This is a genomic window from Micromonospora sp. WMMD734 (assembly GCF_049178975.1).
Classification (GTDB): Bacteria; Actinomycetota; Actinomycetes; order Mycobacteriales; family Micromonosporaceae; genus Micromonospora; species Micromonospora wenchangensis.
On sequence record NZ_JBMHMK010000001.1, the window covers coordinates 3,089,339 to 3,112,500 of the forward strand.

Consider the following 23,162-nt stretch of genomic DNA (forward strand, 5'->3'; position numbering starts at 1 on the left):
CCCGTCGGCTCCGTTGCCGACGCGGTCCACCGGTCCCGCCGGCGGCAGTCTAGGCGTGCCGCCCTCCCCCGACGGGCGGCACAGTGACAGCCGGTGCCCGATCCGCCTGACGGTGTGTCAGGCATACCGCGCGGGCCTGCCGTTCGGCATCACACCCATCGTCGCACCGCGCGGCCCCGACCGCCGCACGGGAAACACTCCCGCAACGACGTCGTGACGCACCGCGCCGACCGGGTGGGCGTACGACGCAGGGGCCGCGCGGCGAACCGCGGCGGCCCCTGTCGGCGGACGGATTCAGCGGTGCAGCGGGGTGTCGGCGCGGCGCAGCACCGACCAGCCGGCGTCGCGGGCCCGCGCGGCGGCCAGCAGCCCGGCCACGCACGGCCCGTTGGTGATCTCCCCGGCCAGCGCCATGCCGACGGCCTCGTCCAGGTCGATCCGGACGACCTGGAGGTCGGCCTCCTCGTCGTGCCGCTCGTGGCGCTGCCCGACGGGGACCTCGGCCAACTCCCGGGCGAGGAACACCCGGACCACCTCGTCGGAGAAACCCGGCGAGGTGTGCACGTCGACCAGCAGGTCCCACCGGGCGGCGGTCAGGTCGGCCTCCTCGGCCAACTCCCGGGCGGCGGCCACCGGCAGGTCCTCACCGGCGACGTCCATCAGCCCGGCGGGCAGCTCCCACAGGTGCCGTCCGACCGGCTGCCGGTACTGGCGCACCAGCACCACCTGACCGGCGTCGTCGAGGGCGACCACGGCGACCGCGCCGACGTGCCGGGCGTAGTCGCGGGTGGCGGTGCCCCCACCGGGCATGGTCACCTCGTCGGTGACCACCGTGAAGATCCGCCCGGCGTACCGCTGCACCCGGGAACGCAGCTCGTAGCGGTGCTCGACGGCGCTCACGACGCGGACGACGCCGTCGCGCCGTTGCGGGACGCGTTCTTCGCCGTCGGGGCCGCCTTCTTCGCCGTCTCGGTCGTCGCCGCCCCGGGCACCGGGTCGAGGTCCACCGGCAGTTGGTCGGCCTGCGAGTACGCCACGGCCGCCTTGACGAACCCGGCGAACAGCGGGTGCGGGCGGGTCGGGCGGCTCTTCAGCTCCGGATGCGCCTGGGTGGCCACGAAGAACGGGTGCAGGCTGCGGTCCAGCTCGACGAACTCGACCAGCCGGCCGTCCGGGGAGGTGCCGGAGATGTGCAGGCCGGCCTTGGTGAGCTGGTCCCGGTAGGCGTTGTTCACCTCGTAGCGGTGCCGGTGCCGTTCGCTGATCTCGGTGGCGCCGTACGCCTCGGCCACGATCGACCCCTCGGCCAGCGTCGCCGGGTACGCCCCCAGCCGCATGGTGCCGCCCAGGTCACCCCGGCCGGCGACGATGTCCTGCTGGTCGGCCATGGTGGCGATGACCGGGTGCTTGGCGTCCTCGTCGAACTCGAGGGAGTTCGCCGCGTCGAGGCCGGCCAGGTGGCGGGCCACCTCGATGGTCATGCACTGCAGGCCGAGGCAGAGCCCGAGCAGCGGCACCCCGTTCTCCCGGGCGTACCGGGCGGTGCCGATCTTGCCTTCGATGCCGCGGACGCCGAACCCGCCGGGGATGACGATGCCGTCCACGCCGGCCAGGGCCGACGCCGCGCCGGCCGGGGTGACACAGTCGTCGCTGGGCACCCAGCGCAGCTGCACCCGGGCCCGGTGACCGAACCCGGCGGCCCGGATCGCCTCGCTGACCGACAGGTAGGCGTCGGGCAGGTCGACGTACTTGCCGACGACCGCCACGGTGACCGTGTGGTGCGGCTGGTGCACCCGCTCCAGCAGGTCGTCCCAGCGGGTCCAGTCGACGTCCCGGAAGGACAGGCCGAGCCGGCGCACCACGTACGCGTCGAGCCCCTCGCGGTGCAGCACCTTGGGGATGTCGTAGATGCTCGGCGCGTCCGGGGCGGCGACGACCGCCTCGGCGTCCACGTCGCAGTAGAGCGACAGCTTCTGCTTCAGCTTCTCCGGGATCTCCCGGTCGCAGCGCAGCACGATCGCGTCGGGCTGGATGCCGATGTTGCGCAGCTGCGCCACCGAGTGCTGGGTCGGCTTGGTCTTCAACTCCCCCGACGGGGCGAGGTAGGGCACCAGCGACACGTGCAGGTAGAAGCAGTTGTCCCGGCCCAGGTCGTGCCGTACCTGCCGGATCGCCTCCAGGAACGGCAGCGACTCGATGTCGCCGACGGTGCCGCCGACCTCGGTGATCACCACGTCGGGGATCTGGCCGTCGGCGTCCGGGTCGGCCATGCCGACGATCCGCGCCTTGATCTCGTTGGTGATGTGCGGGATGACCTGGACGGTGTCGCCCAGGTACTCACCGCGCCGCTCCTTGGCGATCACGTCGGAGTAGATCTGGCCGGTGGTGACGTTGGCCTTGCCGGAGAGGTCCCGGTCAAGGAACCGCTCGTAGTGCCCGACGTCGAGGTCGGTCTCCGCGCCGTCCTCGGTGATGAACACCTCGCCGTGCTGGAACGGGTTCATCGTCCCGGGGTCGACGTTGAGGTAGGGGTCGAGCTTCTGCATGACCACCCGCAGCCCGCGTGCGGTGAGCAGATTGCCGAGGCTGGAGGCGGTGAGGCCCTTACCGAGCGAGGAGGCGACGCCCCCGGTGACGAAGATGTGCCGGGTCGTGCGTGCTGAAGGGGCCAAGGCCTGCTCCCGTGTCGTCCGTAGCGGTCGTGCGAACCGCCGTGCCGATCAAGTGATCACGCGATCCACGGGATTCCACGGTAACACCTCACCCGGGGCCACCCGGCGTCGCACCCGACCTCGGGCTATCCGGTCCCGACGCCGGGCCGGCCGGCCGTCGCCCCGGTCCCGGTCGACACCTCCGGCGCGGCGGTCCGCGCCACCGGCACCCGGGTCGCGCTACGGCCTGCCGGCCGGGTCCCGGCGGCCGGGCCGCCGTCGCCGTCGTCGTCGCCCGAACCGGTCGTCCCGCCGCCGTCGGGCACCGCCGTGGTGCCGGTGCCGTCGCCGGGGCGGGCCGCCCCACCGTCGTCGTCGGGTCGGCCGCCGGTCGGAGCACCGCCGGACGGGCCACCACCGGGGCCGTCCGGACGCGGTTGGCCGGTGCCCGGCTGGGTCCGGTCGGTGGAGTGGTCCAGCACCCGCAGCGAGGCCAACGCCGCCATCGGCACCACCAGCGCCCCGGCCGCCCCGGCCACGTCCAGCGCGGAACCGCCGAGCAGACCGGCGATCACCGAGGCCAGCGCCGTGCCGGCCAACGCCGCCCGGATCGCCGGGTAGATGCCGAACAGCCGCATCAGCCCACCCCAGGGTTGCAGCAGCGCGAACCACACCAGCAGCACCCCGACGACCGCCAGCACCGTCAACGGGCTGTTCACCAGGGTCTGGAAGTTCGCCGTGCTGGCCCGGTGCACGGTCAACCCGCCGGTGCCCTCGCCCAGGGCGGTCAGGAACCGGCCCAGCGCCCCCCGCTCCTCCACCGGCCGACGCAGGTCCACCACCGCGAACCCGATGGTCAACGCCAACCCGGCCATGGTCGCCCAGACCAGCCGGCTGACCGTCAACCAGCCGCCGGTGCTGATCGCGGCGGCCACCGCCACCCCGGCGGTCAACGCGATCGCACCGATCGAGTCGGCCCCCAGGTAGGGGCTGCCGACCACCACCACGGCCAGCCCGCCCACCGCCACCACCACCATCGGCCGCCACTGCCGGCGGACCCGCTGCGCCAGCCACCCGGCGCTGAGCAGCGAACCGGCGAGGAACACCCCCAGGCCCACCGTGCCGAGGCCGGAGAACCGGCCCCCCTCCAGAGCCGAGTAACCGACCACCCCGTTGAGCTGCAACCGGGCACCGCTGAGCACGTCCGCGCCGACCACCAGGGTGGCCAGGCCGGCGACCGCGCCGAGCGGGCCGAGGGTGCGGTCGTGGCCGGGGGTGAACCGGACCAGGGCCGTCGCACCGACGATCAACGCGACGGTCACCACGGCGAAGTAGACGCCGGCGTGCCCACCCCGCCACCACGGCACCGCATCGGCGAGCAGGGCCGCGGGCACCGCCAGCGCGACGGCGATCAGCAGCAGCTCCACGGTCGCCACGATCCGCGGCGACACCGGCGGCGGACTGTGCGGGCCGGCCAGCCGCCGGGCCCGGCGCAGCAGCGGCAGCACCGCGACGGCGAGAACGATCTGGGCGGCGGCGAGCAGCCCGAAGAACCAGCCGGCCACGGCCCGCTGGGCGGCGGCCTCCCGGTCGGCGTCGGCCGGCGCGGCGATGGCACCGGCCAGGTCGTCCGGGCGACCGTCGACCTTCACCGCCGGCCGGCCCAGGAAGAGCCGTTCGGGCATCGGCCGGCCCAGCGCCGTCAACGCCGTGGGCGCGAGGTCGACCAGTTGCAGGTAACCCTCCCGGCCGGTGCTGGCGGAGGTGAGCCAACCGTGCTCCCACCCCGGGCCGTCGGCGACGACCACGTGCAGCCGGGCCGGTGCCTCCGTGTCGGACACCCCGGCGACCAGCACCAGGGACCGCGGCGGCCGGGCCGCCAGCACCTTCGCCAACGCCTCGTCGGCCCGTCGGGCGTCGGCCCGTCGGTCGGCCGGGTCGGTGCCGCTGACCGTGCCCAGGTCGACGATGCTCAGCACGCACGAGCCGAGCAGCCCGGACGGGTCGGCCGGCAGCGCCGGGGCGTACCTGTCGACCCGGCCGAAGGGGCGGGCGGCGGCGACGGCGGCACCGGGGCCGACCGCCACCGAGCAGCGCACCGACTCCGACAACGAACCGGGCACCGTGCCCCAGGGCTGCCGGTCGGCGTTGTAGGCGACCACCCGTTCCTGGTCGGGCAGGTTGGCGCCGATCCCGTCGGGTTGCTCCACCGTCACCGCCGCCGGTGGGCACCCGCCCGGCTGACGGCTGCCGTTCCAGCCGGCGTAGCTGCCCGCGCCGAGGGTGAGCCAGCCGTCCACCGGGCAGGTCGGGCGGTGCGCGGAGCGGGTCGACAGCGACCCGATGGAACCCTGCTGCGCCATCCGCCACAGCGTCGGGGTGCTCTGCGGGTCGACGTCGGACCAGCGCAGCCCCGCCACCCCGGCCAGCACCACGTAGTCGGCGGTGCGCCGGGGTGGGCTGCTGTCGGGGCGGGCGGCCAGGGCGGTGACCCCGAGCGCCACCACGACCAGGGTGAGCAGGACCGGGGTGAATCGGCGCAGCATCAGGCGCGTCCCGTCGAGGGGGTGTCGGTGCCGGGGGCGGACGCCCCGGCGCGGCCGGCCGGGTCGGCGTCCAGCTCCGTGTAGAGGGCCCGCAGCGCGGCGACCGTGTCGGCCTCGGTGGGCCAGCTGGCCGCCCGGGTGGCACCCCGCTTCGCCAGGTCGGCGCGCAGGCTCGGGTCGTCCAGCAGCGACCGGACGGCCGCGTCGACCGCGTCGACGTCGCCGGGCGGGACCAGCGACGCGCCGTCGCCGACCAGTTCGGGCAGCCCGCCGACGGCGGTCGCCACCAGCGGTACGCCGGCCCGCAGCGCCTCCTGGGCGAACAGTTGCCGGGCCTCCCAGTCGCTGGTCACCACCGCCAGGTCGGCCCCGGCGAGCAGGTCCGCCACGTCGGTACGGTGCCCGAGCAGCGTCACCGGGGCACGCTCGGCGGAGATCCGGGCGGCCAACGGCAGGTAGGCGGGGCCACTGCCGGCGATCACCACCACCGGCGGCGGGGTGCGGGTACGCCACCGGGCGGCGGCGTCGACGAGCACGTCGTAGCGTTTCTGCGGGTGCAGCCGGCCGACGGAGAGCACCAGCGGCTGCCCGGCGGCGACACCGAACTCGGCGCGTACGGCGGCGCGACGCCGACGCGGGGCGGGCAGGGCCGGGGCGGCGACCGGGGCGAGCCGGGCGTCGGTGGCGCCCAGCGCGGCGGCCCGCTGCACCAGGTCGGTGGAGGCACCCAGGGCGACCCGGGCGGAGCGGGCGACGACCCGTTCGGCGAGACGGGACAGCCGCCCGCGCAGCCCGCCGGCGAGCACCGCGTTGTGCCAGGTGACCACGAGCGGCGCTGCGGGCCGGGCGAGCGCGGCGACCAGCCCGGCACGCAGCCCGTGGGCGTGCACCACCCGCACGGGCTCACCGGCCAGCGCCCGGCGCAGCGCGGTGACCGCCCGCGCGTCGGCGGGTGTCGGGTTGGCCGAGATCTCCACCGGGGTGAACCGGGCCCCGGTGGCGGTGAAGTCGAACTGTTCGGCGGTGGCGGCCGGGCCGCAGACCAGCACCGGCTGGCCGGCCTCGACGAGCCCGCGCGCCACCGACCGGACGTGCTGGCCCACCCCGCCGGTGCTGGAGGCGAGCAGCAGCACCACCGTGCCCCGGGTGTCAGGGGCGGACGTCGCGTCGGTCATGGGGAGAGGGTCTCCTTCCCGTCACCGGCGTCGCGCGCAACGCCGTCCTGCGGGTCACCCGCCGGTCGCCGGCCGCCCAGCCGACGCCGTACGCCGGTGAGCAGCGGCCCGACGTCCCGCCGGTCCACCAGCCAGGCGACGGCGAGGAACAGCGCGCCGACCACGGCCCCGGACAGCATGCCCTGCACGAGTGCCCCGGCTGTCGTCGGGGTGCCGCCGCCGGCGGCCAGCCGGGCGGTGATCCCTCCGGCCGGGGCGGCGACCAGCGCCGCCAACAGGCCGGCGGTGGCGGCCCGGCCGGCCCCGGCCAGCGCCGCCGGCCCGGCGCTGCGGCGTACGGCGACGACCAGCAGCGCCCCGAGCAGCAGCATGCCGACGGAGTTGGCGAGGGTGACGGCGAGCACCCGGTCGGCGCGCGGCAGCAGCGCGGCGAGCGGCAGCGCGACCAGCGGCACGACCAGCCAGCCGGTGGTGATGGCGGCGGTGGCGGCCCGGGTGGCGCCCCGGGCGTAGAGGGCCCGCGACAGGGCGGCGAACAGGGCGTAGCCGACCAGGCCGGGGGCGAACCCGGCGATCGCGGCGGCGGTCGGCTCCGCGCCGAGCGGGAAGAACCGGCCGACCGGTTCGGCGGTGCCGATCAGCGCCGCCGCGCCGAGGAAGCCGAACAGCAGCACCCCCCGGGTGGTCGAGGCGACGGTGGCGCGGTAGCCGTCGTCGTCGCCGGTCGCGGCGGCGGCCGACAGACCCGGGTACGCGGCGACCGCCAGCGGCACCGCGAGCACCGCCCAGGGCAGCAGGTAGACGGTCTGGGCGAGGTTGTACACCTGCGGGGAGCCGGTCGGGCCGCCGGAGACCCGGTTGAGGATGACCACCAGGGCGAGTTGCTGGGCGGTGACGGTGACCGCCCCGGCGACGGCGAGCCCACCGACGCGGGCCCGCGCGTCGGCGGGGAACGTGTAGCCGGGCCGCCAGGTCAGCCCGAGGCGGCGCAGCGGGACCAGCAGCGACAGCGACAGCACCACCACCCCGAGGGTGGTGCCGCCGGAGAGGATCAGCTCACCACCCCGGCTCACCTGCGCGATGCTCGCGTCCCGCCCCTGGGTGACGCCGAAGACGAGGTAGACCACCACGACGGTGAGGCTGGACAGCAGCGGCGCGACGACCGGCCAGGCGAACCGGCGGTGCGCCTGGAGCACCCCGGTGAGCACGACGCCGATGCCGTAGAGCGGCAGTTGCGGGGCGAACACCCGCAGCATCCGCGCCCCGGCGGCCACCTCCGCCGGGGACCGCCCGTCGGAGATCGCCGCCATGACCGGGTCGGCGAAGAGCGCCACCAGCGCCGCCAGCGGCACCAGCAGGGTCACCGTCCAGGTCAGCAACGCCCCGGTGGTCGCGGCCACCGCCCGCCGGTCACCGGCCGCGACCGACCCGGCCAGCAGCGGTACGACCAGACTGGCCAACGCCCCACCGGCCACGATCTCGAAGATGATGTTCGGAACGGTGTTCGCGAGGACGTACATGCCGCCGAGGTCGCTGCGTTCGACGACCCAGGTGAACACGGCGGTCCGGCCGAACCCGGCGAGCCGGGCCAGGACGGTGAGCACGGCGATCAGGGCGGCGGCGCCGGCCACCCGACCGGTGCCGGCGAGGGGGGCCGGTCTGGTCACGTCAGTCGGATCGCCGGCCCAGCGCGTCGAGTTCCCGCAGCACCGGGGTGCGCTGGATGACCGCCGTGAAACTGACCTTCTCGCTGGCCGCGGTGAGACCCGCGAGGACCGCGAGCAGACCGGCCCGGCCGAGCGGGCCGGTGCGGGCGGCCAGGGCCACCCCGAGCAGCGCGCCGAGTGCGTTGGCCCCGCTGTCGCCGATCATCACCCGCTCACCGAGGTCCTCGTCGAGCAGCCCGGCGGCGGCACCGACCGCACCGGCGGCGATACCGGCGTGCGGGCCGCCGGCCAGCGGCACACCGAGCAGCACCCCCGACTTCAACGCCCGGCCGGGGCGCAGGTCGAGCAGGTTGAGCAGGTTGGCGGTACCGGCGACCACCCCCGCGCCGAGCAGCACGTCGGCGGTACGGCCGAGTGCGCCGTGGCGCTGCCGGCGGGGGTGCGCGGCGACCTTCGGGTCGGCGGCGAGCAGTACGGCCGCGGCGAGCCCGGCCGCACCCACCCCGGCCACCTTGACCATGCCGGCGGTGACCCGACCGGCCCGCAGGGCGGCGAGGTGACCGGCGAAGCCCTTGGCGGCTTTCTGCTCCGGGCGGGCGCCGACCACGTCGTCGTAGAGGCCGACGGCGCCCGCGCCGAGGCCGGCGACGAGCACCGCCGCGCCGGCCGGGACGCTGGCCGCGCCGAGCGCCCCCGCCCCGGACGCCCCGACGGCCAGCGCCGGCCCGGCGGCGAGGCTGACCGTACGGCCCCGGAAGTTGGTCCGCTCCAGCGCCGGCCCCGCCGGGGAGGTACGGGCCTCCCGCAGCGCGTACCGGGCGGCGGCGGCACCGGCGGCGGCGGCGAGCAGCCGCCCGATCCCGCTCATACGGCACCGCCGGACGGTACGGGCGGGTGGTAACCGGTCACCGGGGTACGTGGTTCGTTCACTGGGGCAGTCTAGGCACCAGCGTGGCGTTGTCGCCGACGCCGTACTGACCGGTGCGCTTCTCGGTGAGCTGTTGCACCAGGGCCAGGCTGGTGACCAGCTGCCCCTGCACGGTGTTGGCGTTGTCGACGGTGGAGATGGTCTGGGCGAGCACCGGGTCGCCCCGGACCACGGCCACCAGGTTGCCGCCGGCGGACCCGTTGCCGCCGACGACGATCGCGCCGGTCCGGTCGAACTGCTCGGCGATCTTCACCACCGACTCGTCCTTCTTCGCCGAGTCCTTGTCGACGTACGGCTGCCCGCTGACCACCACCACGGCCTCGGCCGGGCCGGTGACCTTCTCCTCGCTGGTCAGGTAGCCGGCGTTGACGTACGCGGCCAGCACCGCCCGCCGGTCGGCGTCGGTCACCGCGGGGGTGCCCTGCGGCCGGTCGAGCAGGACGCTGGCCAGCAGGGCACTGGAGGTCTCCACGCCGTTGCCGTTGCCAGGCAGCGCCGAGGCGGGGGCGGTGGGCCGGGCGGCGGTGACGGCCAACTCCATCAGGCTGGTGTTGTTGTCCGGGTTGACGAACTTGTCCTGGATGTCGACCCGGCCGGTCACGGTGGCCCCGGCGGTCTGGAGCATCTTCAGCACGCCCTCGGTGTGCTCCCGCCCGGTGGGCAGGCTGAGCACCATGACCCGCTTGCCGGTCAACTTCCCCGGGAGGATGATCTGCGCCATCTCGGCGGCGAAATCCTCCTCCATGTCCAGTTCCTTCTGGAGGCTGTTGACCGACTGCCGCATCTGCTGGTTGTCCTTGCGCAGCGAGTTGACGGTCTCCTTGAGCGAGTCGGCGACCGGCCCGTTGAGGGCGGCCGTGCCGACCACCAGGCCGATCGCCAACGCCAGGAAGACCGCGGTCAGGGACACCACGTGGTATCGGAAGTTGATCACGCTTGCAGCCTCTTGATCGGTCGGGAGCTAGAAGAGCTGGCCGAGCTGGAACACGAAATTGTCCCACCACTCGGAGACCACACCCAAATACGCCTTGCCGACGGTGGAGACCGCCACGGCCGACGCCATCGCGGCGATCGCCGACAGGACCAGCAGCAGCAGCGACGATCCGGAGATGCTCTGCCGGTAGAGCCGGCTCACCCCCTTGGCGTCGACCAGCTTCCCGCCGACCTTCAACCGGGTGAGGAACGTCGAGGCCATCCCCCCGCGCCCCTTGTCCAGGAACTCCACGAGCGTGGCGTGGGTGCCGACCGCGACCAGCAGCGAGGCGCCCTTCTCGTCGGCCAGCAGCATCGCCAGGTCCTCGCTGGTGGCGGCGGCCGGGAAGGTGATCGCCGGCACGCCGAGGCCGTTGACCCGGGCCAGACCCGGCGCCCGGCCGTCTGGGTAGGCGTGCACGATCACCTCGGCGCCGCAGCGCAGCACGTCGTCGGTGACCGAATCCATGTCCCCGATGATCATGTCGGGGGTGTACCCCGCCTCGACCAGGGCGTCCGCCCCGCCGTCCACGCCGATCAGCACCGGCTTGAACTCCCTGATGTACGGGCGCAGCACGTCCAGGTCGGCCTTGTAGTCGTAACCCCGGACCACGATCAGGCAGTGCCGCCCCTGCACCGGCGTCTCGATGTCCGGCACACCCACCCCGTCGAGCAGCAGGTCCCGCTCCTGGCGCAGGTAGTCCATCGTGTTGGCGGCGAACGCCTCCAACTGCACCGACAGGCCCTCCCGGGCATCGGACATCGCCTTGGCGACCGTCTCGGCATCCTGGAGGTCACCATGCGCGACCGGCTCGTCGCCCAGGAAGACGGTGTTGCCCTCGATCCGGACGGTGTCACCCTCCCGGATCCGCTCGAACACCCCCTCACCGAGGTCGTCCAGCAGCACGATGCCGGCACCGATCAACACCTCCGGCCCCAGGTTGGGATACCGGCCCGACACCGACGGCTTGGCGTTGAGCACCGCCGCGACACCGACCGCGACCAGCGAATCGGCCGCCACCCGGTCCAGGTCGACATGGTCGATCACCGCGATGTCGCCGGGGCGGAGCCGGCCGACCAGCCGCTTGGTACGGCGATCCAGACGTGCGGTGCCGAGAACTGAGTCCGGTTCCGCGTTCCGGGCCCGGCGCAACGTGGGTAGACGCATCGTGACCATCCTGGCATGGGAGGCAGGCATTTCCGTCGCGACATGCCTGAGCAGGGCCGCCTACCCAGGGAAGCACACCAGAGCGCAGGCTGGTGTGCCTCCGCTCACAATCGTTGCCCTCAGGGCCGCCTTTCCTTCGCCGCAACGGCCAGCAGCTCCTCGGCATGCGCGATACCCAGATCCGAATCCGGCAAACCCGCGAGCATCCGGGCCAGCTCCCGGGCCCGCTCGGTGTCCTCCACCACCCGCACCCCACTGGTCGTCACCGCGCCACCGGTGTCCTTCGCCACCACCAGGTGCCGGTCGGCGAACGCCGCAACCTGCGGCAGGTGCGTCACCACCAGCACCTGGTGACTGCGCGCCAACCGGGCCAACCGCCGACCGATCTCCACCGCCGCCTGCCCACCCACACCCGCATCGACCTCGTCGAACACCAGCGTCGGCGGGCCCCCCGAACCGGCGAACACCACCTCGATGGCGAGCATCACCCGGGACAACTCACCCCCGGAGGCACCCCGCTGCAACGGCAACGACGGCGCACCCGGATGCGCCAGCAACCGCAACTCCACCTCGTCGGCGCCGTCCGGGCCGACCCCGCACTCCACCCCGTTGACCGCGAGGGTGGGCTCGGACCGGCCGGCCGGCCGGGGCAGCACCGCCACCTCGATCCGGGCGTGCGGCATGGCCAGCCCCGCCAGCTCCACCGTGACCTGCTCGGCGAACCGCACCGCCGCCTCCTGCCGGGACGCCGACAACCGCCCGGCCAGCTCGGCCACCTCACCGGCCAGGCGCTGCGCCTCCCGGTCCAGCTCGTCGAGCAGCTCGTCGGAGGTGTCCAGGTCGGACAACCGGGTCCGGGCCCGCTGCGCCCACGCGATCACCCCGTCGACGTCGTCGGCGTACTTACGGGTCAACGCCCGCAACGCGGCCCGCCGCTCGTAGATCGTCTGCAACCGGGCCGGGTCGGCGTCCAACGCCGCCAGGTACGCCGACAACTCCGCCGACACGTCCGCCACCAGGGTCGCCGCCTCCTCCAGCCGGCCGGCCAACTCACCCAGCGCCGGATCGGTGCCGGCCTGCGCCTCCAGGGTGCGCCGGGCCGTGCCGAGCAACGCCGTCGCATCCGGCGTGTCGTCGGCCGCCTCCACCCCGCCGGCCACACACACGTGCGCCAGCTGCGCCGCCGTCCGCAACCCCTCAGCATGCTCCAGCCGCTGCACCTCGGCCTTCAACTCGTCGTCCTCACCCGGCTGCGGATCGACCCGGGTGATCTCGTCCAGCCCCAGCCGCAGCAGATCGGCCTCCTGGTGCCGGGCCCGGGCGTTGCTGCGCCGGTCGGCCAGATCGTCGACCACCTGCCGCCACCGCCCGTACGCCTCCCGCAACGCGTCGACCAGCTTCTCGTGCCCCGGCCCGGCGAACCGGTCCAGCGCTGCCCGCTGCTCGGCCGGCCGCAGCAGCCGCAGCTGGTCGGACTGGCCGTGCACCGCCACCACCTGCTCGCCGACCTCGCCGAGCATCGACACCGGCATGCTGCGGCCACCCAGGTGCGCCCGGGACCGGCCCTCCACCGTCACCGTCCGGCTCATCAGCAGCGAGCCGTCGTCGTCGGGCCCGCCACCGGCGTCCACGATCCGGGCGTGCACCACGTCGGCCACCCGGCCGTCGAGCCGCAACCGCCCCTCGACCGTCGCCCGCCCCGGCGCGGCCCGCACCCGACCCGCGTCGGCCCGCCCGCCGAACAGCAGGCCGAGACCGGTCACCACCATCGTCTTGCCGGCACCGGTCTCACCGGTGATGACGTTCATCCCGCCGGCCAGCGGCAGGGTGGTGTCCTCGATGACGCCCAGTCCGGTGATCCGCAGCTCTTCCAGCACAGCACCCGACAGTAGACGCGTGCTGCGACAGTTGACCAGCCGGCACGGGGCACCGCACCGGCAGGAAATCCTCCACCGGCACAGCGCCGCTGGTCGACGGCCCCGCAGGTGACCACGGACACCCGCGCCGGCCCCGATCAGCGGCGGCTACCGCGCCAACCCTGCACCGGCAGATCGAACTTCGCCACCAGCCGGTCGGTGAACGGCCGGTCCCGCAACCGCACCACCCGGACCGGCAACGCACCCCGACGCACCGTCACCGTCGCCCCCGGCGGCAGGTCGTAGACCCGACGACCGTCACAACACAGCACCGCCAGCGTGGTGAACGGATCGACCGTGATGACGAACGTGGACGTCGGCGCGGTCACCAGCGGCCGGCTGAACAGCGCATGCGCGCTGATCGGCACCAGCAGCAACGCCTCCACCTCCGGCCAGACCACCGGCCCCCCACCGGAGAACGCGTACGCCGTCGAACCGGTCGGCGTGGCGCACACCACACCGTCGCAGCCGTACCGGGACAGCGGACGACCGTCCACGTCGACGAGCAACTCCAGCATCTGGGCACGTTCGCCCTTCTCGACGCTGATCTCGTTGAGCGCCCACGACTCGATCGTCGGGCCACCGTCGAACTCGGCGGTGACGTCGAGGGTGAGCCGTTCGTCCACCGTGTAGTTGCGCCCCACCACGTCCCGCACCGCCGTGTCGAGATCGTCGATCTCGGCCTCGGCCAGGAAACCCACCTTGCCCAGGTTGATCCCGAGCAGCGGCACCTTCGCCGGCCGGGCCAGCTCCGCCGCGCGCAGGAACGTGCCGTCCCCGCCGAGCGCGAAGACGATCTCGGCACCCTCGGCCGCCTGGAGACCGTCCACCGGCACCACCCCGGGCAGGTCGAGATCATCGGCCTCCTCGGCCACCACCCGCACCTCGAAACCGGCCGCGATCAGGTCGGCGGCGACCGCCCGCGCGTGCTCGGTGCTCCGCCGCCGCCCGGTGTGCGTCACCAGCAGGGCCGTGCGGCTCACCGGTGCCACCGTCCGCCCCGCACCCGGCCAGCCCCACCCTCGTCGAGGTCCACCGGACCCGCCTCCCGTCCACCCTCGCGGGGCGTCGTACCGACACCACCCACCACGCTCACCCTGCCACCTTCCCCGACACCGGGTCCGGCCCGGGGCCGTTCGGCCCGGCGTCCACCACGGCACGCACCCGACCGGGATCGGCCGGCGGCGCGTCCCGGCGCAACCATACGAAGAACTCCACGTTGCCACTCGGACCGGGCAGCGGACTGGCCGCGACGTCCGCCAACCCGAGCCCGAGCCCGGCCGCGCTCGCCGCCACCGCCAGCACCGCCTCGGCCCGCAGCGCCGGATCACGCACCACCCCACCCGCGCCGACCCGCTCCCTGCCCACCTCGAACTGCGGCTTCACCATCAGCGCCAGGTCACCGTCGACCCTGGTGCAACCCGCCAGGGCGGGCAGCACCAACCGCAGCGAGATGAACGACAGGTCCGCCACCGTCAGGTCGACCTCCCCACCGATCACCTCCGGGGTGAGCGTCCGCACGTTCGTGCGGTCCATCGCCCGCACCCGATCGTCGGTCCGCAACGACCAGGCGAGCTGCCCGTAGCCGACGTCCACCGCGACCACCTCGGCCGCCTCGGCACGCAACAGCACGTCGGTGAACCCCCCGGTCGACGCCCCGGCGTCCAGGCACCGCCGGCCCGCCACCCGCAGCCCACCGGGACCGAACGCGGCCAGTGCGCCGGCCAGCTTGTGCCCACCCCGGGAGACGTACTCGTCGGTCGGGTCCGCCCCGGTCACCAGCAGCGGATCGGCCGGGTCGACCATCGCGGCGGCCTTACGCGCGGGCACCCCGCGCAACTGGACCCGACCCGCCTCGATCAACGCGCCGGCCTGCTCCCGGGACCGGGCCAGGCCGCGACGGACGAGTTCGGCGTCGAGCCGGGTACGACGTGCCATGGGGGTGGTTCTCTCCGGTCAGGTCTGGTCGATGGTGGCGAGGGTTTCCCGCAACGTCTGGTACGCCGCCTCGTACTGGGCGATCTGGTCGGCCGGGGACAGGCCCTCGGCGTTGGCCATCGCCCGCACGGCGGCGTCGACGGCAGGATGCCGGGCGTCGTCGACCTCGTCGTCGCGCCCGCCGACCGGCGGCGGACCGGGCCGGCCCAGGTGCGGCGGCGGACCGGGCCGACCGACCGGCGACGGACCGGGTGTCCCGACCCCCGACGGGCCGGGACGGCCGACGGGCGGGCCGGGTGTCCCGGCGGGGAACGGGCCGGGGCGGCCGGCAGGCGGTGGACCGGGGCGGAACGGGGTGGTCACGACCGGCTCCCCGGGGGACGGCTCACCCGGCACCACCGGAGCCGTCGTGGCCGGGGGTCACCTTCCCGGGGCGGGCAGCATCCCCGCCGGGTCCGGTCGACCCGGCTGCCGGCGGGGCCGCGTCCGCCGTCGACCCGGCCCTCTTCGCCACCGCCTTCTTCGCGACGGCCTTCTTCGCCACGGCCTTCGGGGCCGTCGTCGCCACCGTCGTCGGGGTCACCGCCTTCTTCGCTACGGTCTTCTTCGCGACGGTCTTCTTGGCCACCGTCCCGGTCGGCGGTCGGGCGGTACCGGCCGCCGCCGCGTCGGCCTCCGTTGCGGGGGCCGGCCGGGTCGCCGCGCCGCCACTGCGCGGTACGGTCGTGTCGGGTGCGGCGTCACCGGCCGGCAGCCCGCCCGGGGCACCCTTCGCCTCACGGAGCTGCCGTTCCAGGTCGTGCACCCGACGGGTCAGCTCGGCGACCTCGTCGGCCGTCGCCAGCCCCACCGCGCCGAGCGCCCGGTCGACCTCGAACCGGACCAGCTTGGTCAACGCCTCCCGGTTCGCCACGCCGGTGGCGAACAGTTCCTCGGCGAGCGCCTGCAACTGGACGGCGGTCGCACCGCCCGTCCCGGCCAGCCGCCGGGCGGCGTCCTGTGCCCTCTTCCGGGGCGCCTCCGTCAGGCCCAGGGCCAGCTCCAGGTAGGCGCGCCACGCGTCCTGCATGACTCAAGTCCTTCCGCGGGGGCAGTGTGCGGCCCTCACGCTACCGGGCGCCCCGAGGCGTCCCTTGCGGTACGGTGCCGGAAAACGGCGTGGCGGGTACGAAGGAGACGATGTGGCAAGCGTGGACGAGTGCCGACAGGCCCTGCGGGATCTTGCCGACCGGTTGGACCGGCACGCCGAAGCGTCCAGCAAGATCGATCTGGACCGGACCCTGGCCTGCCGGATCACCGATCTGGAGACAGCATTCCACGGCCGGATCGAAGGCGGCCGGCTGGTCGATCTCGCCGACGGCGACGACCCGAAAGCGAAGATCGCCCTGGTCACCTCCAGCGACGACCTCGTCGCCCTGGTGCGCGGCCAGCTCGACGTCACCAAGGCGGTCGCCGCCCGCCGGGTCTCCATCAAGGCCAGCCCGTTCGACCTGCTGAAACTGCGCAAGCTGCTCTGAGCGACGACGCGACGACGACAGGGCCGGCACCGCTGCCCGGTGCCGGCCCTTCCACCGTCAGGTGGCGTGCCGTCAGGTGGCGTGCCGTCAGGTGGCCAGGCCGAACCCGGCCAGCGCCTGCTCCGCCTCCGGCGAGGCCGGGCGGACGTCCGCCCCGGTACCCGCCTCCCACGCGACCGCACACAGCACGGCCAGCGCGTCCAGCGGCCGGCCGGCACCGCTCAGCTCCACCGCACCGTCCACCGCCACCGCCGACCATCCACCGGCCTGCGGGGCACCGGGGACCCGGACCACCGCCGTCGGATCGAAGAGCCCGGCCAGGTCGGCCGCCACGTGGGTCGGCCGCCGCTGCTCGGGGGCACCCAACAGCTCGGGTACGTCGCTGACGCCGGTGAGCACCAGCAGGCTGTCCAGCCCGGCCCGGCGGGCGCCCTCGATGTCGGTGTCCAGCCGGTCACCGACCACCAGTGTCCGGCCGGTGCCGGCACGCCAGGCGGCCGTGGTGAACAGCGCCGGCTCGGGCTTGCCGACGACCACGTCGGGTGCCCGGTCCAGGGTGTGCCGCAGGGCCGCCACCAGCGACCCGTTGCCGGGCAGCGGGCCCCGCCCGCTCGGCAGCGTCCGGTCCGTGTTGGTGGCCACCCAGATCGCCCCGGCCCGGATCGCCACCGACGCCTCGGCCAGGTCCACCCAGCCCACCTGCGGGCCGTACCCCTGCACGACGGCGACCGGCGCGGCGTCGGCGCGGTCGACGGGGGTGAGCCCGACGGCGCTGATCTCGGCGCGCAGCGCCTCGGCACCGACGACGAGCACCGCCGCGCCGGCCGGCAGCCGGTCCCGCAACAGCTCCGCGGAGGCGGCGGCCGAGGTGAGCACCTCCGCCGGATCAGCCGGTACGCCGATGCCGGTGAGCAGCTCGGCGACCTCGCTGGAACGCCGCGAGGCGTTGTTCGTGGCGAACGCCACCGACCGGCCCTCGGCCCGTAGCGCGCCGAGGGCCTCGACCGCGCCGGGGATCGGCCGGTCGATCAGGTAGATCACTCCGTCGAGGTCGAAGACGACCAGGGCGTACCCGTCGATCAGCCGGTCCCCGGCGACTGCGGTCATCGCTGGTCCGCCTCCGCCGCCGGTCCGTCGACCGGCCGCACCCCACCCGTGGCCGTCACGTCCTCGGCACCGGCGGCGTCCTCGGCGGCGTCGGGAGCGTCCCGTCCGGCCTCGGCAGCGTCCGGCCGAGTCAGCTCGGCACCCTCGTCCTCGGCACGGTCGTCGTGGCTGTCGCGAGCCTCGTCGTCGACGTCGTCTTCGTCGTCGAAGTCGTCGTCCTCGTCACGGTCGTCGGCGGTCCGCCGGGCCCCGGCGTCCGGGTCGGCCGGCAGCGTGCCGTCGGCGTCCCCTGCGGCAACGGGCTCCTCGACCGGCTCGTCGTCCTCGTCGTCGCCCTCGATCACCACGCCGTCGAGTTCCAGCAGCCGTTCCGGCGCGTCGGTCTCGCCGTCGGCATCCACATCGGCGGCCCGCGAGAACCACTCCCGAGCCTCCTCACGGCGGTCCACCGCGAGCAGCGCGTCGGCGTACGCGTACCGCAGCCGCGCGGTCCACGGCTCGGCCACGTCGGTGGTCAGCTCCGGCACCTGGAGCATCGCCACCGCCGCGTCCTTCTGCCCCAGGTCACCCCGGGCACCCGCGGCGACGATCAGCAGTTCGACCGCGACGGCCTTGTCGAGCTTGTCGTTGTCGGCCCCCCGGAACAGGTCGATCGCCCGCTCCGGACGCCCCAGCGCCCGCTCGCAGTCGGCCAGCACCGCCAGGTGGCTCTGCAACCCGGTCATCCGGTGGTACGTGCGCAGCTCGGCGATCGCCGTCTGCCACTCCCCCGCGTGGTACGCGGCCAGGCCGACCGCCTCACGTACGGCGGAGATCCGGGCGGCGAGCCGCCGGGCGGCCATCGCGTGGGCCAACGCCTCCGCCGGGTCCTCGTCGATCAGCTGACCGGTGGCGACCAGGTGTCGGGCAACGGTCTCCGCCACCGGCTTGTTCAGCGACAGTAGCTCCGCACGGACCGCCGTGTCGAGGTCACTCGCGGAGATCTCGTCCGGCAGCACCGGCGCGACCGCCCGGCCGTCGGTCTCGTCCCGACGCTCCCGGTCGGGGCCGAACCCGCCCTCCCGGCGGCGGTCGTCCCGCTGGTCGTCCCGGCGCGGCCGCTCGTGACCGCCGCGCTCGCCACCCCGGAAACCGCCCTCACGACGGTCACCGCCGCGCGAGTCGTCGCCGCGGAAACCGCCCTCGCGGCGGTCACCGCCACGGAAGCCGCCTTCGCGGGAGTCACCGTCGCGGCGGAAACCACCGGGACGGGAGTCACCGTCACGCGGACCCGACCGGAAACCACCCTCACGACGCTCACCGGAGAAGCCACCCTCGCGACGGTCCCCACCCCGGAAACCACCCTCACGGGAGTCACCGCCACGGAAACCACCCTCACGACGATCGCCACCACGGAAACCACCCTCACGGGAGTCGCCCCCACGGAAACCGCCCTCACGACGGTCACCGCCGAAGCCACCGGGCCGACGGTCGTCGCCACGGAAACCACCCTCGCGGGAGTCACCGCCACGGAAGCCGCCTTCGCGGCGCTCACCGCCACGGAAACCACCGGGACGGGAATCACCGTCACGCGGACCCGACCGGAAACCACCCTCACGACGCTCACCGGAGAAGCCACCCTCACGACGGTCACCGCCACGGAAACCACCCTCGCGGGAGTCACCGCCTCGGAAACCACCCTCACGGCGGTCACCGCCACGGAAGCCGCCTTCGCGGGAGTCACCGTCGCGGCGGAAACCACCGGGACGAGAGTCACCGTCACGCGGACCCGACCGGAAACCACCCTCACGACGGTCACCGGAGAAGCCACCGGGCCGACGGTCGCCGCCACGGAAACCGCCCTCGCGCGAGTCACCACCCCGGGAGTCACCGCCCCGGAAACCGCCCTCGCGCGGGCCCGACCGGAAACCACCACGGTCGCCACGCGAATCATCCCGACGGTCGCCGCCACGGAAGCCCCCTTCGCGGGAGTCACCGTCGCGGCGGAAACCACCGGGACGGGAATCGCCGTCACGCGGACCCGACCGGAAACCACCCTCACGACGATCACCGCCTCGGAAACCACCCTCGCGGGAGTCACCGCCGCGGAAACCACCCTCACGGCGGTCACCGCCACGGAAGCCGCCTTCGCGGGAGTCACCGTCGCGGCGGAAACCACCGGGACGAGAGTCACCGTCACGCGGACCCGACCGGAAACCACCCTCACGACGGTCCCCACCTCGGAAACCACCCTCGCGCGAGTCACCGCCACGGAAACCACCCTCGCGCGGGCCCGACCGGAAACCACCACGGTCGCCACGCGAATCATCCCGACGATCCCCACCACGGAAACCACCGGGACGGGAATCACCGTCACGCGGACCCGACCGGAAACCACCCTCACGACGCTCACCGGAGAAGCCACCCTCCCGGCGCTCACCGCTGCGGAAGCCGCCGTTTCGCGGTGCGTCACCGTCACGGCGGAAACCACCGTCGCGGCGGTCGCCACTCCGGAAACCACCGTCGCGGGAGTCACCGGTACGCGGGGCCGACCGGAAACCGCCCTCACGCCGATCGCCGCTCCGGGGTCCACCCCGCGCGGCACCACGGTCGTCGCGGTCACCACGGTACGGGGGTCGGTCGTCCCGGCGGGGGCCGGCGTCCCGCCCCTGGGGACGGTCGGAGCGGTCTTCGTATCGGCGCGGACGGTCTCCGCCCTGCGGTCCTGAACTCACAGGTACATCCTTCCTGATTGCGCCACCCACGGCGCGACGCAGTCGAGGGCCGACCCGGATGGGGCGGCCCTCGACTGGAAAGGTTGTCCGGCGGTGTCCTACTCTCCCACACCCTCCCGAGTGCAGTACCATCGGCGCTGGAGGGCTTAGCTTCCGGGTTCGGAATGTAACCGGGCGTTTCCCCTCCGCCATGACCGCCGTAACACTATGAACATATCAAACAACACACACACCCACACACGTGTGGGGGGTTGTTTGGTGTTTGTTCAGAGTTGCACAGTGGACGCGTAGCAGCCTTGTTATCAAGTCCTCGGCCTATTAGTACCGGTCAACTCAACCCGTTACCGAGCTTACATTTCCGGCCTATCAACCCAGTCGTCTAGCTGGGGGCCTTACCCCCACAAAGTGGGGTGGGATACCTCATCTTGAAGCAGGCTTCCCGCTTAGATGCTTTCAGCGGTTATCCCTTCCGAACGTAGCTAACCAGCCGTGCCCCTGGCGGGACAACTGGCACACCAGAGGTTCGTCCGTCCCGGTCCTCTCGTACTAGGGACAGCCCTTCTCAAGTATCCTACGCGCACGGCGGATAGGGACCGAACTGTCTCACGACGTTCTAAACCCAGCTCGCGTACCGCTTTAATGGGCGAACAGCCCAACCCTTGGGACCTGCTACAGCCCCAGGATGCGACGAGCCGACATCGAGGTGCCAAACCATCCCGTCGATATGGACTCTTGGGGAAGATCAGCCTGTTATCCCCGGGGTACCTTTTATCCGTTGAGCGACACCGCTTCCACACGCAAGTGCCGGATCACTAGTCCCGACTTTCGTCCCTGCTCGACCTGTCAGTCTCACAGTCAAGCCCCCTTGTGCACTTGCACTCAACACCTGATTGCCAACCAGGCTGAGGGAACCTTTGGGCGCCTCCGTTACCCTTTAGGAGGCAACCGCCCCAGTTAAACTACCCACCAGACACTGTCCCTGAACCGGATAACGGTCCGAAGTTAGATACCCGAATCAACCAGAGTGGTATTTCAAGATTGCCTCCACCCATACTGGCGTACAGGTTTCACCGGCTCCCACCTATCCTACACAAGCCCATTCAGATACCAATGTCAAGCTATAGTAAAGGTCCCGGGGTCTTTCCGTCCTGCCGCGCGTAACGAGCATCTTTACTCGTACTGCAATTTCGCCGGGCCTGTGGTTGAGACAGTGGGGAAGTCGTTACGCCATTCGTGCAGGTCGGAACTTACCCGACAAGGAATTTCGCTACCTTAGGATGGTTATAGTTACCACCGCCGTTTACTGGCGCTTAAGTTCTCCGCTTCGCCCCCGAAAGAGCTAACAGGTCCCCTTAACGTTCCAGCACCGGGCAGGCGTCAGTCCATATACATCGAATTACTTCTTCGCATGGACCTGTGTTTTTAGTAAACAGTCGCTTCCCCCTGCTCTCTGCGGCCATACAACGCTCCACCCGCACGGGGCTTCACGTCTCCGGCCCCCCTTCTCCCTAAGTTACGGGGGCAATTTGCCGAGTTCCTTAACCACAGTTCGCCCGATCGCCTCGGTATTCTCTACCTGACCACCTGTGTCGGTTTGGGGTACGGGCCGCTCAGAACTCGCTAGAGGCTTTTCTCGGCAGCATAGGATCACTGACTTCACCTGAATCGGCTCGGCATCACGTCTCAGCCTCAATGCACCGCGGATTTGCCTACGGCACGGCCTACACGCTTACCCCGGCACAACCACCGGCCGGGCTCAGCTACCTTCCTGCGTCACCCCATCGCTTGACTACTACCCGCCAGGTTCCCACGCTCCCTCCGTTCGGTCCGAAGACCTCCCGGAGCTCGGGTGGTTAGCACAACGAGGTTCATCACGGGCGCTCCTTCGCGGGTACGGGAATATCAACCCGTTGTCCATCGACTACGCCTCTCGGCCTCGCCTTAGGTCCCGACTCACCCAGGGCGGATTAGCCTGGCCCTGGAACCCTTGGTCATCCGGCGGAAGGGTTTCTCACCCTTCTTTCGCTACTCATGCCTGCATTCTCACTCGTGCCGCGTCCACAACTAGGTCACCCCGCTGCTTCACCCCCGGCACGACGCTCCCCTACCCATCCACACACCTGCACACCCCATCAAGGAGATGCGAAGTATCATGTGAATGCCACAGCTTCGGCGGTGTGCTTGAGCCCCGCTACATTGTCGGCGCGGAACCACTTGACCAGTGAGCTATTACGCACTCTTTAAAGGGTGGCTGCTTCTAAGCCAACCTCCTGGTTGTCTATGCGACCCCACATCCTTTTCCACTTAGCACACGCTTAGGGGCCTTAGCTGGTGATCTGGGCTGTTTCCCTCTCGACTACGAAGCTTATCCCCCGCAGTCTCACTGCCGCGCTCTCACTTACCGGCATTCGGAGTTTGGCTGATTTCGGTAAGCTTGTAGGCCCCCTAGACCATCCAGTGCTCTACCTCCGGCAAGAAACACACGACGCTGCACCTAAATGCATTTCGGGGAGAACCAGCTATCACGGAGTTTGATTGGCCTTTCACCCCTAACCACAGGTCATCCCCCAACTTTTCAACGTTGGTGGGTTCGGCCCTCCACACGGTCTTACCCGCGCTTCAGCCTGCCCATGGCTAGATCACTCCGCTTCGGGTCTAGAACATGCGACTACAACGCCCTCTTCAGACTCGCTTTCGCTACGGCTCCCCCACACGGGTTAACCTCGCCACATGCCACTAACTCGCAGGCTCATTCTTCAAAAGGCACGCCGTCACCCCGCAAGGCTCCGACGGATTGTAGGCGAACGGTTTCAGGTACTATTTCACTCCCCTCCCGGGGTACTTTTCACCATTCCCTCACGGT

General features: G+C 72.4%; 17 protein-coding genes and 2 rRNA genes (1 of these 19 cut by a window edge). 2 read left to right on the plus strand and 17 right to left on the minus strand.

All coding sequences use genetic code 11. From position 1 onward, the window contains the following. Nucleotides 1-294: 294 nt before the first annotated feature. From ACN267_RS13060 to ACN267_RS13120, 13 genes are all read right to left on the minus strand, one after another. The gene (locus ACN267_RS13060) at nt 295-900 is read right to left on the minus strand and encodes an NUDIX domain-containing protein (protein ID WP_204962031.1); all 606 of its coding nucleotides are present in this window, start codon (nt 898-900) and stop codon (nt 295-297) included. Beyond that, the gene (locus ACN267_RS13065; RefSeq protein ID WP_421488796.1) at nt 897-2,672 is read right to left on the minus strand and encodes a CTP synthase; all 1,776 of its coding nucleotides are present in this window, start codon (nt 2,670-2,672) and stop codon (nt 897-899) included. The genes ACN267_RS13060 and ACN267_RS13065 overlap by 4 nt, the downstream gene beginning before the upstream one ends. A 125-nt stretch (nt 2,673-2,797) precedes the next feature. Next, the gene (locus tag ACN267_RS13070) at nt 2,798-5,197 is read right to left on the minus strand and encodes a hypothetical protein (RefSeq protein WP_204962033.1); all 2,400 of its coding nucleotides are present in this window, start codon (nt 5,195-5,197) and stop codon (nt 2,798-2,800) included. Beyond that, on the minus strand, nt 5,197-6,372 hold the full coding sequence (locus ACN267_RS13075) for a glycosyltransferase family 4 protein (protein WP_421488797.1): 1,176 nt from the start codon (nt 6,370-6,372) through the stop codon (nt 5,197-5,199). Before ACN267_RS13075 ends, ACN267_RS13070 begins: the two co-directional genes overlap by 1 nt. Then, nucleotides 6,369-8,039, minus strand: a complete 1,671-nt coding sequence (gene murJ, locus ACN267_RS13080) for a murein biosynthesis integral membrane protein MurJ (protein ID WP_281898771.1) — start codon at nt 8,037-8,039, stop codon at nt 6,369-6,371. The genes ACN267_RS13075 and murJ overlap by 4 nt, the downstream gene beginning before the upstream one ends. Before the next feature lies 1 nt (nt 8,040). Next, complete coding sequence (locus ACN267_RS13085) at nt 8,041-8,907, minus strand: hypothetical protein (protein ID WP_204962036.1); 867 nt, start codon at nt 8,905-8,907, stop codon at nt 8,041-8,043. A gap of 58 nt (nt 8,908-8,965) precedes the next feature. Then, complete coding sequence (locus ACN267_RS13090; RefSeq protein WP_204962037.1) at nt 8,966-9,901, minus strand: copper transporter; 936 nt, start codon at nt 9,899-9,901, stop codon at nt 8,966-8,968. Nucleotides 9,902-9,928: 27 nt separating this feature from the next. After that, nucleotides 9,929-11,107, minus strand: a complete 1,179-nt coding sequence (gene steA, locus ACN267_RS13095; protein ID WP_281898775.1) for a putative cytokinetic ring protein SteA — start codon at nt 11,105-11,107, stop codon at nt 9,929-9,931. Nucleotides 11,108-11,226: 119 nt separating this feature from the next. Next, entirely contained in the window at nt 11,227-12,984 is a 1,758-nt protein-coding gene (recN, locus tag ACN267_RS13100; RefSeq protein ID WP_204962039.1) for a DNA repair protein RecN, read from the minus strand. 137 nt (nt 12,985-13,121) lie between these two features. Beyond that, nucleotides 13,122-14,006: an NAD kinase gene (locus tag ACN267_RS13105; RefSeq protein WP_204962040.1), complete on the minus strand. Its 885-nt coding sequence runs from the start codon at nt 14,004-14,006 to the stop codon at nt 13,122-13,124. Nucleotides 14,007-14,115: 109 nt separating this feature from the next. Beyond that, nucleotides 14,116-14,961, minus strand: a complete 846-nt coding sequence (locus ACN267_RS13110; RefSeq protein ID WP_421488798.1) for a TlyA family RNA methyltransferase — start codon at nt 14,959-14,961, stop codon at nt 14,116-14,118. Between the two features lie 18 nt (nt 14,962-14,979). Beyond that, nucleotides 14,980-15,171 carry a hypothetical protein gene (locus ACN267_RS13115; protein WP_204962048.1) on the minus strand — a complete coding sequence of 64 codons (192 nt, stop codon included), beginning with the start codon at nt 15,169-15,171 and terminating at the stop codon, nt 14,980-14,982. Between the two features lie 175 nt (nt 15,172-15,346). Next, entirely contained in the window at nt 15,347-16,030 is a 684-nt protein-coding gene (locus ACN267_RS13120) for a phasin family protein (RefSeq protein ID WP_239486498.1), read from the minus strand. Between the two features lie 112 nt (nt 16,031-16,142). Here ACN267_RS13120 and ACN267_RS13125 point away from each other — a divergent pair, with 112 nt between their 5' ends. Beyond that, nucleotides 16,143-16,478: an SCP2 sterol-binding domain-containing protein gene (locus ACN267_RS13125; protein WP_204962042.1), complete on the plus strand. Its 336-nt coding sequence runs from the start codon at nt 16,143-16,145 to the stop codon at nt 16,476-16,478. An 87-nt stretch (nt 16,479-16,565) separates the two neighbouring features. On the opposite strand, the gene ACN267_RS13130 is transcribed toward ACN267_RS13125, so the two are convergent. Beyond that, nucleotides 16,566-17,585: an HAD-IIA family hydrolase gene (locus ACN267_RS13130; RefSeq protein WP_421488799.1), complete on the minus strand. Its 1,020-nt coding sequence runs from the start codon at nt 17,583-17,585 to the stop codon at nt 16,566-16,568. Then, nucleotides 17,582-18,583 (minus strand): Replicase polyprotein 1ab, encoded by a 1,002-nt coding sequence (locus ACN267_RS13135; protein WP_281898785.1) that lies wholly within the window; start codon nt 18,581-18,583, stop codon nt 17,582-17,584. Before ACN267_RS13135 ends, ACN267_RS13130 begins: the two co-directional genes overlap by 4 nt. A gap of 105 nt (nt 18,584-18,688) precedes the next feature. On the opposite strand from ACN267_RS13135, the gene ACN267_RS13140 reads away from it, so the two are divergent. Further along, entirely contained in the window at nt 18,689-20,293 is a 1,605-nt protein-coding gene (locus ACN267_RS13140; protein ID WP_421488800.1) for a hypothetical protein, read from the plus strand. Nucleotides 20,294-20,384: 91 nt separating this feature from the next. On the opposite strand, the gene rrf is transcribed toward ACN267_RS13140, so the two are convergent. Beyond that, a 5S ribosomal RNA gene (gene rrf, locus ACN267_RS13145) occupies nt 20,385-20,501 on the minus strand. Nucleotides 20,502-20,597: 96 nt separating this feature from the next. After that, nucleotides 20,598-23,162, minus strand: a 23S ribosomal RNA gene (locus ACN267_RS13150); it runs 546 nt beyond the window's last position.

What these genes read in the sequence shown, in the direction of transcription:
- ACN267_RS13070 (WP_204962033.1), bottom strand. Translation starts at nt 5,197, where the DNA reads ATGCTGCGCCGATTCACCCCGGTCCTGCTCACCCTGGTCGTGGTGGCG.
- ACN267_RS13130 (WP_421488799.1), bottom strand. Translation starts at nt 17,585, where the DNA reads ATGACCGCAGTCGCCGGGGACCGGCTGATCGACGGGTACGCCCTGGTC.
- ACN267_RS13085 (WP_204962036.1), bottom strand. Translation starts at nt 8,907, where the DNA reads ATGAGCGGGATCGGGCGGCTGCTCGCCGCCGCCGCCGGTGCCGCCGCC.
- ACN267_RS13120 (WP_239486498.1), bottom strand. Translation starts at nt 16,030, where the DNA reads ATGCAGGACGCGTGGCGCGCCTACCTGGAGCTGGCCCTGGGCCTGACG.
- ACN267_RS13110 (WP_421488798.1), bottom strand. Translation starts at nt 14,961, where the DNA reads ATGGCACGTCGTACCCGGCTCGACGCCGAACTCGTCCGTCGCGGCCTG.
- ACN267_RS13075 (WP_421488797.1), bottom strand. Translation starts at nt 6,372, where the DNA reads ATGACCGACGCGACGTCCGCCCCTGACACCCGGGGCACGGTGGTGCTG.
- steA (WP_281898775.1), bottom strand. Translation starts at nt 11,107, where the DNA reads ATGCGTCTACCCACGTTGCGCCGGGCCCGGAACGCGGAACCGGACTCA.